This window comes from Bacillus sp. 0909A (assembly GCF_036765115.1).
Taxonomy (GTDB): Bacteria; Bacillota; Bacilli; order Bacillales; family Bacillaceae; genus Bacillus; species Bacillus mojavensis.
This window is the reverse complement of the sequence record NZ_JBAIZU010000002.1, coordinates 910626-925703: the sequence shown is the minus strand read 5'-3', so window position 1 is coordinate 925703 and position 15078 is coordinate 910626. Positions and strand designations below refer to the sequence as shown.

The 15078-nt window shown below is 43.0% G+C and carries 16 protein-coding genes and 1 pseudogene; all 17 read left to right on the top strand.

The features are described from left to right. Positions 1 to 24: 24 nt before the first annotated feature. The 17 genes and pseudogenes from V6D42_RS10070 (at position 25) to V6D42_RS09990 (ending at position 15066) form a co-directional block, all read left to right on the top strand. On the top strand, positions 25 to 954 hold the full coding sequence (locus V6D42_RS10070) for an amidase domain-containing protein (protein ID WP_333513108.1): 930 nt from the start codon (positions 25 to 27) through the stop codon (positions 952 to 954). Between the two features lie 48 nt (positions 955 to 1002). Further along, positions 1003 to 1476, top strand: a complete 474-nt coding sequence (trmL, locus tag V6D42_RS10065; RefSeq protein WP_024120684.1) for a tRNA (uridine(34)/cytosine(34)/5-carboxymethylaminomethyluridine(34)-2'-O)-methyltransferase TrmL — start codon at positions 1003 to 1005, stop codon at positions 1474 to 1476. Between the two features lie 116 nt (positions 1477 to 1592). Continuing rightward, positions 1593 to 2234, top strand: a complete 642-nt coding sequence (locus V6D42_RS10060) for a YhbD family protein (RefSeq protein ID WP_333513107.1) — start codon at positions 1593 to 1595, stop codon at positions 2232 to 2234. After that, positions 2225 to 2938, top strand: a complete 714-nt coding sequence (locus V6D42_RS10055; protein WP_333513106.1) for a bactofilin family protein — start codon at positions 2225 to 2227, stop codon at positions 2936 to 2938. The genes V6D42_RS10060 and V6D42_RS10055 overlap by 10 nt, the downstream gene beginning before the upstream one ends. Before the next feature lie 10 nt (positions 2939 to 2948). Further along, positions 2949 to 3656 (top strand): hypothetical protein, encoded by a 708-nt coding sequence (locus tag V6D42_RS10050; protein WP_333513105.1) that lies wholly within the window; start codon positions 2949 to 2951, stop codon positions 3654 to 3656. A 357-nt stretch (positions 3657 to 4013) separates the two neighbouring features. Further along, positions 4014 to 5909 (top strand): serine/threonine protein kinase PrkA, encoded by a 1896-nt coding sequence (gene prkA / locus V6D42_RS10045; protein WP_010333499.1) that lies wholly within the window; start codon positions 4014 to 4016, stop codon positions 5907 to 5909. 178 nt (positions 5910 to 6087) lie between these two features. Next, on the top strand, positions 6088 to 7266 hold the full coding sequence (gene yhbH / locus V6D42_RS10040) for a sporulation protein YhbH (protein ID WP_010333500.1): 1179 nt from the start codon (positions 6088 to 6090) through the stop codon (positions 7264 to 7266). A gap of 159 nt (positions 7267 to 7425) precedes the next feature. Beyond that, positions 7426 to 7890 carry a MarR family transcriptional regulator gene (locus V6D42_RS10035; protein ID WP_010333501.1) on the top strand — a complete coding sequence of 155 codons (465 nt, stop codon included), beginning with the start codon at positions 7426 to 7428 and terminating at the stop codon, positions 7888 to 7890. 35 nt (positions 7891 to 7925) lie between these two features. After that, a pseudogene (locus tag V6D42_RS10030) lies at positions 7926 to 8592 on the top strand (HlyD family efflux transporter periplasmic adaptor subunit). A gap of 40 nt (positions 8593 to 8632) precedes the next feature. Further along, positions 8633 to 10237: an MFS transporter gene (locus tag V6D42_RS10025; protein WP_010333503.1), complete on the top strand. Its 1605-nt coding sequence runs from the start codon at positions 8633 to 8635 to the stop codon at positions 10235 to 10237. 22 nt (positions 10238 to 10259) lie between these two features. Continuing rightward, complete coding sequence (locus V6D42_RS10020; protein ID WP_010333504.1) at positions 10260 to 10790, top strand: NAD(P)H-dependent oxidoreductase; 531 nt, start codon at positions 10260 to 10262, stop codon at positions 10788 to 10790. Positions 10791 to 10802: 12 nt separating this feature from the next. Next, complete coding sequence (locus V6D42_RS10015; RefSeq protein ID WP_010333505.1) at positions 10803 to 11177, top strand: hypothetical protein; 375 nt, start codon at positions 10803 to 10805, stop codon at positions 11175 to 11177. Between the two features lie 169 nt (positions 11178 to 11346). Next, positions 11347 to 12126, top strand: a complete 780-nt coding sequence (locus tag V6D42_RS10010) for a hypothetical protein (protein ID WP_333513104.1) — start codon at positions 11347 to 11349, stop codon at positions 12124 to 12126. Between the two features lie 5 nt (positions 12127 to 12131). Beyond that, positions 12132 to 12503, top strand: coding sequence for a GntR family transcriptional regulator (locus V6D42_RS10005; RefSeq protein WP_326333013.1), 372 nt, complete (start codon positions 12132 to 12134; stop codon positions 12501 to 12503). Then, positions 12500 to 13198, top strand: a complete 699-nt coding sequence (locus tag V6D42_RS10000; protein WP_333513103.1) for an ABC transporter ATP-binding protein — start codon at positions 12500 to 12502, stop codon at positions 13196 to 13198. The genes V6D42_RS10005 and V6D42_RS10000 overlap by 4 nt, the downstream gene beginning before the upstream one ends. Positions 13199 to 13214: 16 nt before the next feature. Then, positions 13215 to 14132, top strand: a complete 918-nt coding sequence (locus V6D42_RS09995) for an ABC transporter ATP-binding protein (protein WP_010333509.1) — start codon at positions 13215 to 13217, stop codon at positions 14130 to 14132. Then, positions 14125 to 15066, top strand: coding sequence for an ABC transporter permease (locus V6D42_RS09990; protein ID WP_168747275.1), 942 nt, complete (start codon positions 14125 to 14127; stop codon positions 15064 to 15066). The genes V6D42_RS09995 and V6D42_RS09990 overlap by 8 nt, the downstream gene beginning before the upstream one ends. Positions 15067 to 15078: the final 12 nt, after the last annotated feature.

Genomic DNA, 15078 nt, shown 5'->3' with positions numbered 1-15078 from the left:
AGTGTTTTTTCTCTATAAAAAAGTATGTCGGGTGGGGTGAACTTGAAGCACATATTAGAACAACTAGCGGAGGAGCGTCTTAGCTATCTGGTCAACGGGCATGATCTAAGACAGGAGCCTCAAGTCGGAGACCTGGAAGTCATGGAACGTAAGAAGAAGCTTCTGGAAAAACGTAAGATTGAGATGATAAAAGCGAAAGCAAAAGCTGTGATTGACAATGTGCAGGTTGAGGATGACGGAACCACCTGCATCAGGTATATCATACACTTCGAATATTTATACAAGGAGCAGGATGACACTCTGTATATGGAAGAGCATATAGAAGAAAGAGTCGCTTTCCTTTATGATCAAATTCTGATTAAGGACCAGGAAGTGAAAAGAAAACCGGCGGGATTTAGTGAAGGCCAAAGCATTATTGACTATTCCCAGGAAGAAAGGGAGGCGTTTGGCCGAGCTTTTCAATATGACAGGCTCGGAGCGGTACAATATGCCGAAAAATATTGGAACAAGCGTAATCCGGCTTATAAAAATTTCAGCGATAATTGCACGAATTTTATTTCTCAGTGTCTTCATGCAGGGGGAGCACCAATGCGAGGCCATCCGAACAGAGGGTCTGGCTGGTGGATGAAACAAAGCTCTTGGAGCTATAGCTGGACGGTGGCTCACTCGATGAAAATGTATTTGACGAATTCGAAGGCTGGCCTTCGGGCGGTGCGTGTAAAATCAGCGGAAGAGCTGGTGCCGGGTGATGTGATTTGCTATGACTTTGAAGGAGACGGCCGGTTTAATCACACAACGATTGTGGTGGCGAAGGATAAAGGCAATATGCCGCTTGTCAACGCCCAGTCCTATGACAGCCGGATGAGGTATTGGTCTTACGAAGATTCAACAGCATACACACCGTCTATCCGATATGCCTTTTTTCATATCGTTGATGATACGACAAAAGAGTAATTAATGATATAATGATGAGCGGATAAGAAAAATAGAGGTGAACACACAGTGGCATTACATGTCGTTTTATATCAACCAGAAATTCCTGCTAATACAGGGAACATCGCACGTACTTGCGCAGCAACAGATACAACGCTCCACCTGATTCGTCCGCTCGGCTTTTCAACTGATGATAAAATGCTGAAGCGCGCCGGACTTGATTATTGGGAGTTTGTAAACGTAGTGTATCATGACTCGTTAGAAGAATTATTTGAGGCATATAAGAAAGGGCAGTTTTTCTTCATCACGAAATTCGGCCAAAAGCCGCATACATCTTTTGACTACACGGATATTGACGAGGATTATTTCTTTGTGTTCGGAAGAGAAACAAGCGGTTTGCCAAAGGAATTAATTCAAAATAATATGGACCGATGCCTGCGTCTTCCGATGACAGAGCATGTAAGATCGCTAAATCTGTCCAATACCGCAGCGATTCTAGTGTATGAGGCACTGCGTCAGCAAAATTACCGAGATTTAAAATAGTGAAAAACCCGCTCATGTGTATGGGCGGGTTTTTTTATAGAACTGTGTTTTGTTATTTTAGGCTTAACAACGTAACAGTGTTATGTTACAATGTATCCATCAAAGGAGCTGGACTTATGGAAGATCAATTAATCTCTAAAAAAGAATTGCTTGAAGAAACATCCATCTCATACGGTCAGCTGTATCGATGGAAACGGAAAAATTTAATCCCTGAGGAGTGGTTTATACGTAAATCCACATTTACAGGACAAGAGACGTTTTTTCCTAGAGAGGATATTTTAAAGCGCATTTCAATCATTCAAAAGATGAAAGAAAATTTGTCTTTGGATGAGATGCGGGAGATGCTGTCACCGAAAATGAAGGATGTGAGCATGACGGCTGATGAATTGCTGACGAAAGGCTTGATATCAAAGCCGGCTCTCCATGTCTATTCAGAAGGCGGACCAGACACGGTTTTTTCTTCTCGTGATCTGCTGTCGCTGTATGTGCTTGAAGGGCTTTTACAGTCCGGAAATGTAAGCCTGGAAGAAGCGAAAATGGCTGCTGACGTATTGAGGAAGCATGTAACAGCGGAGATCAAGAAACAGACGGAACTGATCATTTTGCGCAAGCTGGGTGTAACGACTTGTTTTATTGCGGCTGCCGCAGACAGCATCCTTTTTGAGTCGTCCGTTAAGATTGTGGAAAGAGTGGATTTAGCCAATGTTTCAGAGGAACTAAAGACAAAATATATGCAGGAGGGCCATCAATGGAAATAATGGATAATCTGGTGATAAACGGTACGGGGAGTTCAAAGGGCGGAAAATTTCAATCAGTTGAGATTAATGGCAGCGGAACTGTGGCGGGAGACGTGGAGTGTGACTCTTTTTCATTCAACGGCACCGGTAAAGCGGACGGGAGCGTCAAGGCAAAAACAGTAACCATTAGCGGCTCAGGCAAAATTCATGGGGATGTTGATGCAGAATCCATCCGCATGAATGGAACAGGTTTTATTCAAGGTGAGACTGCCGCTAAACAATTGAAGGTCGCGGGATCGTCAACATTTGGCGGAGCAGTCAAGGCTGATGACATTGTGATCACCGGAAAGGCGGTCATGGAAGCCGATTGCGAAACGGAAACATTTCAGACTGAAGGGAAATGCAAAGTCAGCGGTCTCCTAAATGCTGATCAGGTGAATATCAAGCTTTCTTCCGGAGAGAGTTATGTGCGGGAGATCGGCTGCCGCCATCTTCAAGTGACGGGCAGAAAAGGGATGCTGACATTGCTGAAGCTGATGCCGCAGCCTGTGTTAACAGCTGAACTGATTGAGGGAGACGTAATTGAGCTGACACATACGAACGCCAAGATGGTGCGGGGAAACACAGTGAAAATCGGTCCGAACTGCCAGATTGAGACTGTGGAATACAGCGGCGACTACACTTGTGATCCGAACGCTACGGTAGGCACATACACAAAAATGTAAGGAGGATCATATGGAAACAGCAAAACTAGGACATTTAAAATTATATGGTGCCGGGCACGCTTCGGGAGGCGCCTATCACCATGTCAGCATCAAAGGTGAAGGTGTGATTGGAGAAGGACTGTCCGCTGCAGGCTGCCGCATATACGGCACAGGCCGTTTTCTCGGGAACGCGGAGACTGAACGGCTGAAAGTACTCGGAGAAAGCGAGTTTGAAGGCGATTTGATTGCGGGCAAAATCAGCATATACGGGACAATGCAAATCAGAGGCGCTCTTCATGTTGGCCGATTGAAGCTGAAAGGTCTGACGGAGATCGGCGGCAATATGGCAGGGGATTTGTGCGAAGCAAAAGGTAAGCTCAGCGTTAAAGGCGATTGTGAAATCGAATCATTTCATATCACTGGCTGTGTGGACGTAACAGGTTTGCTGAATGCAGGCGAGATTGATATCGGATTGAGTCATGATGACAGCCAGGTCCGGGAAATAGGCGGAACGTCTATTACAGTAAAAAGACGTGCAAGCTTTTTTAAGCGAAAAAAAGCGAGACTAACTGCGGAGCTGATTGAGGGAGATAAAATCTATTTGGAACATACCGAGGCGGCGGCGGTCAGAGGGAAAGAAGTTGTTATCGGGCCAGGCTGTAAAATCGGCACAATTGAGTTTGAAAACAAATGCAAATGCGATCAGCATTCAAAAGTTAACAAAAGAATTAAGTTGTAAAACATTGTTCTGTTACACAGGAAAAGGGTGCTCTCAAGAGGGAGCACCCTTTTCTTTTTATTCTTTTCCCGGCTTGCTATCGTATCCTGCGGTAAAAATTGATACTAAAAAAGTGACAATGACACCCATCATGATGATTGTTTTCACCGTCTCTCCCCCTCTTCAATTTTTCCTGCTGTCCGAGTCTGGATGATTCTGTATTTTCTTTATTATGAACGCATGCAGTCTGCCTTGTCAACGCTGCATAGGGTATCTTTATTTTTAAGAAACCAAAGCATGTATCAAGGGCTGACGGCATAGATTGTATCAAAGTACCTTTTTTTGCACAGCGCATCAAACATGATAGAGGAGGTCCTTATGGATATATTAAAGAAAATTGAAAAGTACAGAGAGGAAGAGCAGCGTCTGAAATGGGAAGGAACATTCGCTGATTATTTGGAGATTATTAAAGAAAATCCAATGGTCGCGCAATCTGCTCATTCTCGTGTTTTTAATATGATAAAAGACAGCGGGATAGAGGAGATTGACGGACGGAAGAAGTACAGCTTTTTTGACCGCGAGCTGTTCGGGCTTGAAGAATCCCTCGAGCGCCTTGTGGAGGAGTATTTTCATCCGGCCGCGAAAAGGCTTGATGTCAGAAAGCGGATTCTGCTTTTAATGGGCCCTGTGAGCGGCGGTAAATCAACGCTGGTCACGATGCTCAAAAAAGGTCTTGAAGCGTACACGCTGACGGATAATGGTGCTGTATATGCGATTAAAGGCTGCCCGATGCACGAGGACCCCCTTCATTTAATCCCCCATCATTTGCGGGAGGATTTTTACAGAGAATACGGCATTAGAATAGAAGGAAGCCTTTCACCATTAAATGTGATGAGGCTGGAGGAAGAGTACGGAGGGCGGATTGAAGATGTGAGGGTGGAGCGGATCTTCTTTTCTGAGGATAAGCGTACGGGAATCGGCACCTTCAGCCCGTCTGATCCGAAATCTCAGGATATTGCCGATTTGACGGGAAGTATTGATTTCTCAACCATTGCTGAATACGGTTCTGAATCTGATCCGCGCGCCTACCGGTTTGACGGAGAGCTGAACAAGGCGAACCGAGGCATGATGGAGTTTCAGGAGATGCTGAAATGTGATGAGAAGTTTCTCTGGCACTTGCTCTCACTGACACAGGAAGGGAATTTTAAAGCCGGGCGATTTGCGTTAATTTCCGCTGATGAGCTGATCGTGGCTCACACGAATGAAACGGAGTATCGCTCATTTATTTCTAATAAGAAAAACGAAGCCCTGCACTCCAGAATCATTGTGATGCCTGTTCCTTATAACTTAAAGGTGTCTGAGGAAGAAAGAATTTATGAAAAAATGATCGCAGAAAGTGATGTATCGGATGTTCATATTGCTCCGCACACACTTAAGGTCGCCGCGATGTTTTCAATCCTTACGCGATTAAAAGAGCCGAAGCGGTCTGATATTGATCTGGTGAAGAAAATGAGACTATATGACGGAGAAAGTGTGGAAGGCTTTAATTCAGTAGACGTTGAGGACATGAAGAAAGAATATAATGATGAGGGCATGAGCGGAATTGACCCGCGCTACGTGATTAACCGCATTTCTTCTACCATTATCAGAAAAAATATGGAGTCGATCAATTCCCTTGATGTTCTCCGTTCTTTAAAAGAAGGACTTGATCAGCATCCGTCTATTTCAAACGAGGATCGGGAACGGTACTTGAATCTTATTTCTGCAGCCCGTAAGGAATATGATGATATTGCGAAGAAGGAAGTCCAAAAAGCGTTTGTGTATTCATATGAAGAATCAGCCAAAACGCTGATGGATAATTATCTCGACAACGTAGAGGCTTATTGCAATAAAAATAAGCTGCGTGATCCTTTGACAGGAGAAGAAATGAATCCGGACGAAAAGCTGATGAGATCAATCGAAGAACAGATCGGCATTTCCGAAAACGCTAAAAAAGCGTTCCGCGAAGAAATTTTGATCCGCATTTCCGCATATGCGAGAAAAGGAAAGCGGTTTGACTACAATTCCCATGAAAGACTGCGTGAAGCCATTCAGAAAAAATTGTTTGCTGATTTGAAGGATGTTGTTAAAATTACGACCTCAACGAAAACCCCTGATGAGCAGCAGCTGAAGAAAGTAAATGAAGTCGTAGCCCGTTTAATTGATGAGCACGGCTACAACTCAACGAGTGCCAATGAGCTGCTGAAATACGTCGGCAGCCTGCTGAACCGATAAGCAAGTGACCCGTCCGGACAGGGCGGGTTGTTTTGTACCATTTTCTAAATAGTTTGTCAATTAACTGTACTTATAAGCATATGATGAATATAAATCTTTACGAAAGACTTGTTTCATAATCTGGCACAAGCCGGAATAGGTATGTATCACGACCACAAATGGTTAAGGAGGGGAATTCATGTCCCAAAATGACAGCGGCCATTTTTTGATTTCTGAGGAAAACTGGTCCCTCCATCGCAAAGGCTTCGATGACCAGCAGCGCCACCAGAAAAAAGTACAGGAAGCCATCAAAAACAATCTGCCGGATCTCGTAACTGAGGAAAGCATTATTATGTCTAACGGCAAAGATGTAGTGAAAATTCCTATCCGCTCACTGGATGAGTATAAAATCCGCTATAACTACGATAAAAATAAACACGTAGGGCAAGGGGACGGCGACAGCCAGGTTGGAGATGTTGTAGCCCGGGACGGATCAGACAAAAAACAGGGGCCGGGTAAAGGACAGGGAGCCGGAGATCAGGCGGGAGAGGACTATTATGAAGCAGAAGTTTCACTAATGGATTTAGAAGAAGCGCTCTTCAAAGAATTAGAGCTTCCGAATCTCCAGCAAAAAGAAAGAGATAATATCATTCACACGGATATCGAGTTTAACGATATTCGAAAAACAGGGTTAACCGGTAATATTGATAAGAAAAGAACAATGATGTCGGCTTTTAAACGCAACGCGATGACAGGGAAGCCGTCTTTCTATCCGATTTATCCGGAGGACTTAAAATATAAAACATGGAACGATGTCACGAAGCCTGAGTCAAAAGCTGTCGTGTTAGCAATGATGGATACGAGCGGCAGTATGGGCGTGTGGGAAAAATATATGGCGAGAAGCTTCTTTTTCTGGATGACCCGCTTTTTACGGACGAAATATGAAACGGTTGAAATTGAATTTATTGCTCATCATACAGAAGCAAAAGTTGTGTCTGAGGAAGATTTCTTTTCAAAAGGAGAAAGCGGCGGAACAATCTGTTCTTCCGTATATCGAAAGTCACTTGAACTGATTGATGAAAAATACAGCCCCGCCCGTTATAATATTTACCCTTTTCACTTCTCTGACGGCGACAATCTGACATCTGATAATGCGCGTTGCGTGAAATTGGTGAATGATATTATGAAGAAAGCGAATTTGTTCTGCTATGGCGAGGTCAATCAATACAACAGACATTCGACGTTAATGTCGGCTTATAAAAATGTGAAAGACGAGAAATTCAAATACTATATTTTAAAACAAAAGTCAGATGTTTTTCAGGCGCTGAAGAACTTTTTTAGAAATGAAGAAGCTGGCATCAGCCATCAATTATCCTAGTAAATAGCCCATTACAGGGCTTTTTTTTATTTAAAAAAAGTAAGAAAGCGATTGCGAAAAAAATGAGAGGGAAAAAGAGATTTTTCCTTTGACAAATCTTCTTTCATTTATTAATATTTTATCTTGTGAACTATTATTGAGGAATGAGGTGAAAAGGAGTTGACTGAATCAGAACGTGCTTTGCTCACTTTTGAACAGCTCTTCGATACGTCTCGGGCTATCTATAAAAAACAGAAGAAGATATTGGAGATTGTGCTTGAGCCTTTTGATATTACAGTCCTTCAATATTTACTGATGTTTAAAATTCATCAAAGCGGAAGCACGCCGCTCAGCAAGCTGGCCATGTCTCTTGATCTTAAGCCTGCTTCTGTGACCCGGATGACCGATATCCTATATAACCGGCAATTGATGAATCGGTATGACAGTCCGGATGACCGCCGTATCGTCATGATTCAGTTAACCGAAGAGGGGGAAGAACTTTTACAAGAAGCCGCTGTGCAATACGCAAAAATGGGCGCGAGCCTGTATCAGAAGCTTGACACGTCTCAGCTTCAATATTTGCGTAAGCTTGCCGGAAGTTTATCAAAGCTTGCTGAAGGCTGTGCAGAAAAAAGCGGTAATTAAAAACATCCCACATATTTTCACCAGCTTTCCACAAAATGATAGAGGAAGAAACGAAAGGAGAAAAACAAAATGAACAGAGGACGTTTAATTCTGACCAACATTATCGGTTTGATTGTTGTTCTTGCAATTATAGGCGGAGGTGCTTACTACTATTATCAAAGCACAAACTACGTAAAAACAGATGAAGCAAAAGTAGCCGGCGACATGGCAGCTATTTCAGCTCCGGCAGCAGGTAAAGTATCCGACTGGGATCTTGAAGAAGGAAAAACAGTGAAAAAAGGCGACACAGTTGCAAAAATCAAAGGTGAACAAACTGTCGATGTAAAATCCATCATGGATGGAACAATTGTGAAAAACGAAGTGAAAAACGGACAAACCGTACAAGCTGGTACAACAATTGCGCAAACGATTGACATGGACAACCTTTATATCACAGCAAATATTAAAGAAACAGATATTGCAGATGTTGAAGTAGGAAATAGTGTAGACGTAGTGGTCGACGGAGATCCTGATACAACATTTGATGGTACTGTAGAAGAAATTGGCTATGCGACTAACTCAACTTTTGATATGCTTCCATCTACAAATTCAAGCGGAAACTACACAAAAGTAACTCAAAAAGTTCCAGTTAAAATTTCAATCAAAAACCCATCTGATAAGGTGCTTCCAGGTATGAATGCATCTGTTAAAATCTCTGAGTAAAACAGATCAGTCATCAAACCATGAAAGGAGGTTGTCTTAGATGGCTACAGGCAAAGAAAAAAATACAAAAAGCCCTATGACATTGCTGATTGTGCTAATGTCGGGTTTATTTTTGGCAATACTAAACCAAACATTGCTTAACGTCGCAATGCCGCACTTAATGACTGAATTTGGCGTAAGTGCAACGACGATTCAGTGGCTCACAACAGGTTACATGCTTGTTAACGGCGTATTAATTCCGTTATCTGCCTTCCTGATTACACGTTTTGGCCAACGGAGTCTCTTTCTCGTCGCTATGTTCTGTTTTACGCTCGGTACGTTAGTCTGCGGTATCGCACCTAACTTCTCTACAATGCTGATCGGCCGTTTGATCCAGGCCGTGGGCGGAGGTATCTTGCAGCCGCTTGTTATGACAACCATTCTGTTAATCTTCCCGCCTGAAAGCAGGGGGAAAGGAATGGGGATTTTCGGACTTGCGATGATGTTTGCTCCAGCGGTCGGCCCGACTCTTTCCGGGTGGATCATTGAGCATTACACATGGCGCATCATGTTTTACGGACTTGTGCCAGTCGGCGCAATTGTTATCATCGTGGCTTTCTTCATCTTTAAGAATTTGGTGGAGCCGCAAAAAATCAAACTCGACACTCTTGGAGCGATCCTCTCGATTGTCGGATTCGCATCCTTATTATATGGAGTCAGTGAAGCGGGTTCTGACGGCTGGACCGACCCGGTTGTACTGTCTACAGTTATAATCGGCGTCATTGCAATTATTGCTTTTGTTGTTCAGCAATTGCGTCATGATGATCCGATGCTTGATTTCAGAGTGTTTAAATACGACATTTTCTCACTCTCAAGTGTTATTAATATCATTATTACAGTGGCACTTTACACTGGTATGTTCCTGTTACCGATCTATCTGCAAAACCTGGTCGGATTTACGGCGCTTCAATCCGGTCTGCTTCTGCTTCCGGGTGCGATCGTGATGCTGATCATGTCACCGATCTCAGGTATTTTGTTTGATAAATTCGGCCCAAGACCGCTTGCGATTATTGGACTGGTCGTGACAGTGGTGACAACATTCCAATATACGCAATTGACCATTGATACACCGTATACACACATTATGCTTGTATACTCAATTCGCGCATTCGGTATGTCGCTCTTAATGATGCCTGTCATGACGGCTGGGATGAACCAGCTTCCTGCCCGTCTGAACAGTCACGGAACAGCGATGAGCAACACGCTCCGCCAAATCAGCGGATCGATTGGAACAAGCTTAATTACGACGATTTATACAAACCGTACGACATTCCATTATTCACAAATTGCAGATAAAACAAGCACGGCGGACCCGAACTTCCTCCATGCGTTCCAAAATGCAGTTTCGAATATAATGGTGAATATGAATGTACCCTATGAGACAGCGAAAACGTATGTTTACTCACATATTTACAAACACGCGTCACTCGATTCAAACGTCATGGGGATTAATGACGCCTTTATGTGGGCGACATTATTCTGTGTGGCAGGTGTGATTCTCAGTCTTTTCCTGCGTGATGTCAGAAAAGATAAATTGCGTGCGGAGAAAAAGAAAAAAGAGGAGCTTTCATTGCTTCCGGCTCCAAAAGAAGTGAAGGAATCTTAAACTGTACAGGGAGGTTTCCTAAATGAAAATTTATGTAGTGTATGACAGTGAAGGTGAACATACAAAGGTATTGGCAGAAGCGATTGCTGAAGGCGCTCGGGAAAACGACACGGCTGAAGTATTCATCGACCACGTAGATCAGGCGGATATCCGCAAGCTTAAGGACATGGACGCGATTATTTGGGGATGCCCAGGGCATTTCGGAACAATCAGTGCAGGTCTGAAAACTTGGATTGACAGACTCGGCTACTTGTGGGCTGAAGGCGAGCTGATTAACAAAGTCGGCGCAGTATTCTGCACAACGGCAACAACACACGGCGGTTTGGAAATGACAATGCACAACTTAATCACGCCAATGTTCCACCAAGGGATGATTGTTGTCGGTTTGCCTGGCAATGTGCCGGAAAATGCACTGTACGGTTCTTACTACGGAGCGGGCGTCACTTGTCCAGTAGACAGTGATGAGTTAATGTCTGAGGAAGGTATTCAGCTGGGCCGCGCATTAGGAAGACGCGTCAGCCAAGTCACAGGAAACTTAACAGCCGGACAGTAAGGAGAGGTTAAAATGGCCATTATAATAGCAATTATTGCTGCTGTCATTGTGATTGCGGGCCTTATCACGTATAATGTCCGCAACGCCTCTGCTGGACTCGAGAAGCGAGAAACAGCTGAAAAAATCGCCCCTCCAGAAGAGGAAAAAAACGAAGCAAAATACCCTGCTGAAGCACGGGCTGCTGAGCATGTCCCAGCAGTTGTAAAAACTGACTCTGGAAAAGAGAAAAGTGACTCAATTGGGGATGACTTCTACAGGCAGGCGCTTCAAAAGTTTAAGCATTCTGAGGAAGATCAGAAAGAAAAAGAGGTCACTGAAAAAAGTGACAAAATGCAGGACAGCAGTTATCGAGATGCGCTGCTCTCCATGAAAAACAAAAAGAAATAATATCAAAGGCAAATCCGTTTACTCATGGCGGGTTTGCTTTTTTTATGCTGTTTAAATGTATAAAACTTGGTTATTTATTAAATAAATCCATGGAATATGTTGTATTTCCGAAAGTCATAGTGTACTATTTGATTCATACACTTTATAAGTGTTTTTAGGAGGAAAAACAATGAAGCCGTTTTGGGGTTTAGTAAAAAAGGATCTGAGACTGTCAAAAATGCGGTTTTTTACATGTCTCTGTGCAGTCATACTATTATCTGCCGGGAGCTTTTTATTCGAACGATTGGCTGAAGAACCTTTAGCTGTTTTTGGATGCTGGGTAATGCTTGCCATTTTTCAAGTATTTTTAGCTCCTTTGCTGGTCTACAATTGTCTTCGTGTAGAGGGGAAAAACCAGCTATGGTTATATAATCCGAACGGCGCAGCCACGCTTTTACTCTCAAAGCTGACTGCCGGTCTTGTCTATCAATTCATCTTTCAGTTTTTGATTTCAGTTTACGGAATCTCTCTTTATCAGTACCTTGACTCAAAAGCGCTCATTGCTGATCAAGTCCCGCTCGCAGGCACGATACTGGTCTTTAATCTTTATGGGCTGGTATTTACTGCTTATCTTTCCTGTGCGGTAATCCTGCTGTGGAATGTGTTTCATTCTTTAAAATCGAGTTCTTCCTTCATCAGACGGTTTCGCTGGTTCATTTGTATGTTACTGGGGGTAGGGTGGTTTTATGTAGAGGACCATTTGATCATACCTTGGCTGACACCGCTGGATAAACTGTATTATTTCACAACGTATGGAGATGTCGGTTTTACATACAAGGGATCCTTAGGGTGGCGTGTGGAATTAAACATCTTCCATCTTCCATATCCGTCCATTATTGTCATGCTGGTGTTGGCAGCTGTGTTTCTTTTTCTGGCTTCCAGGCTCCTGCAGCGAAAAGTTGAGGTGTAGAGAAAATGAAACAAGACTTTCAATCCTCTAAACCGATTTATATGCAAATTGCTGATCAAATTTTTTATAGGCTGGTCAGAAAGGAGCTTGTGCCCGGAGACAAGCTGCCGTCTGTCAGAGAAATGGCAATTCAAACAAAAGTAAATCCAAATACGATTCAAAGAACCTACAGTGAAATGGAAAGGCTGGGAATTGTGGAGACAAGAAGAGGGCAAGGGACATTTATCGCTGAAAAAGCTGAAATCGTGGATGAACTGAAAGAGAGGCTTACCCGTGAAGTGTTTGAAAGCTTTATTCATCAAATGGCAGAGCTGGGATTAACAAAAGAAGAAATGCTGGCAGGGATTAAAAAATACACGGAGGGAGGACAGGAATGAATATTGTATTTGACAATGTGTCTAAGAGATACGGCGGCCATAAGGGGGTGAATAAAATATCCTTTACTTTATCTCCGGGAAAAATTTACGGGCTTTTGGGCTCGAATGGCAGCGGGAAATCGACAACCTTAAAATTAATCGCCGGACTGATGTTCCCTACTTCAGGCTCAGTGAAAGCAGGTGAACAGCCTGTAACAAGAGACATGATTAAACAGACGGCTTATCTAACAGAGCTAGACATGTTTTATCCCGGATTTACGGTGAAAGATATGCTCGATTTTTACGCATCACAGTTCCCTGACTTTCAAGTGGAGAAAGCCAATCAGCTGCTTGAAGAAATGCAGCTGAAGCCTGAAAAAAAGATAAAACAGCTTTCCAAGGGGAATCGAGGCCGTCTTAAAATCGTGCTGGCACTATCAAGAAGAGCTTCCGTCATTCTATTGGATGAGCCTTTTTCCGGTCTTGATCCGATGGTCAGGGATTCAATTGTCAACAGCCTCGTTTCTTATATTGATTTTGAGCAGCAAATCGTTGTCATAGCCACACACGAAATTGATGAAATTGAAACCCTGCTTGACGAGGTCATCGTACTCGCCGACGGAGAAAAAGTGGCACAGCGTAATGTGGAAGAGATTCGCGAGCAGGAAGGTATGTCCGTGCTGCAATGGTTTAAAACGAATATGGAAGTTTACTAGAAAGAGGAGGAATTCGATGAAAACAGTATTGGAATTAAAAAATGTGACAAAAAACATCAGAGGCCGGACGATCATTGATCAACTGAGTTTTACGATTCGCGAAGGCGAAGTATTTGGATTTCTGGGACCTAATGGAGCGGGGAAAACGACGACAATCAGAATGATGGTCGGTTTAATGAAGCTGTCACAAGGTGATGTGCTTATTTGCGGCCAATCAATCACGAAAGATTATGCCAAGGCAATCAAACATATCGGGGCTATTGTAGAGAATCCAGAGCTGTATAAATTTTTAAGCGGATATAAAAATCTTCAGCAATACGCAAGGATGGTAAAGGGTGTCACGAAGGAAAAAATTGATGAAGTGGTGGAACTAGTCGGCCTTAAAGATAGAATCCATGATAAAGTGAAAACCTACTCTCTGGGAATGAGACAGCGTCTCGGCTTGGCACAATGCCTTCTGCACGATCCAAAAGTGCTGATTTTGGATGAACCGACAAACGGCCTTGATCCGGCGGGAATCAGAGAAATCAGAGACCATTTAAAGAAGCTGACGCGAGAAAGAGGAATGGCTGTCATCGTATCAAGTCATCTGCTGTCAGAAATGGAACTGATGTGTGACCGAATTGCGATTATCCAAAAAGGAAAGCTTATCGATATTCAGAATGTAAGAGATGAAATAACTGATGAAAAGGATACATATTTCTTCCAAGTGGAGCAGCCGAAGGAAACTGCTGCGATTCTAAGAGAATATGATTCGGTAATCAAGACAAACGGTTTGGAAATCAAACTGGCTAAAGAGGACGTCCCTGCAGTGATTGAATTGCTGGTCATGCAGCAAATCCGCATTTATGAAGTCAAAGTGATTACAAAATCTTTAGAGGACCGTTTCTTAGAAATCACAGGCGAAGCAAAAGAGGAGGTTCAACATGCTTAATTTGATTTATAATGAGTGGATCAAAATTTTCAGCCGTGTCGGAACATGGGTGATGATCGGAATTCTTGCTTTGACAATGATCGGGTGGGCATTTTTAACAAACCACTTTTCAACAGATGAAGCAAATCCGAAGTGGAAAGAGACGCTTCAAGCACAAAATAGTGATTTGAAGAAGGCAATGAAAGAAGATCCTTCCCTCAAAGGACAATATGAAGAAACGATCACAATCAATAACTATCGAATTGAACATAATATCCCGAGTGACACTGGATATACCGTTTGGTCTTATGTAACGGATTCTGCCGGTTTTACAATCCTTACTGGGCTGTTCACGATTATAATTGCAGCTGGCATCGTCGCAAACGAATTTAACTGGGGTACGGTTAAGCTGTTAATGATACGGCCGCTCAGCCGTTTTCAAATTCTGCTTTCTAAATATATTACCGTTCTTTTATTTGGTCTCTTATTGCTGTTTATTTTATTTATAGGTTCAACTTTGCTGGGACTGGTCTTTTTTGGAACAGGCGGGGACACTGCCGCGAATGTTCATTTAATCTATAAGGATGGTCATGTATTGGAGCAAAACATGTTGGGATATTTGGCCAAAACCTATCTCTCAGAATCTGTTGCGGCTTTAATGCTGGCTACGATGGCATTTATGCTGTCCGCGGTATTTAGAAACAGCTCTCTGGCTGTAGGGTTTTCCATCTTTTTATTGGTAACGGGCACGACAGCCACTGCGTTTATGGCGGTGAAGTTTGACTGGGCGAAGTATATTTTATTTGCGAATGTTAATCTGATGCAGTATGTAGAGGGAACACCGTTAGTGGAAGGGATGACAATGACATTCTCCATTGTGATGCTGGTGATTTATTTTGTTGTCTTCCTGTTGCTTGCTTTCGGAATCTTTATGAAACGGGATATTGCGAACTAATGAAAAAAAGCT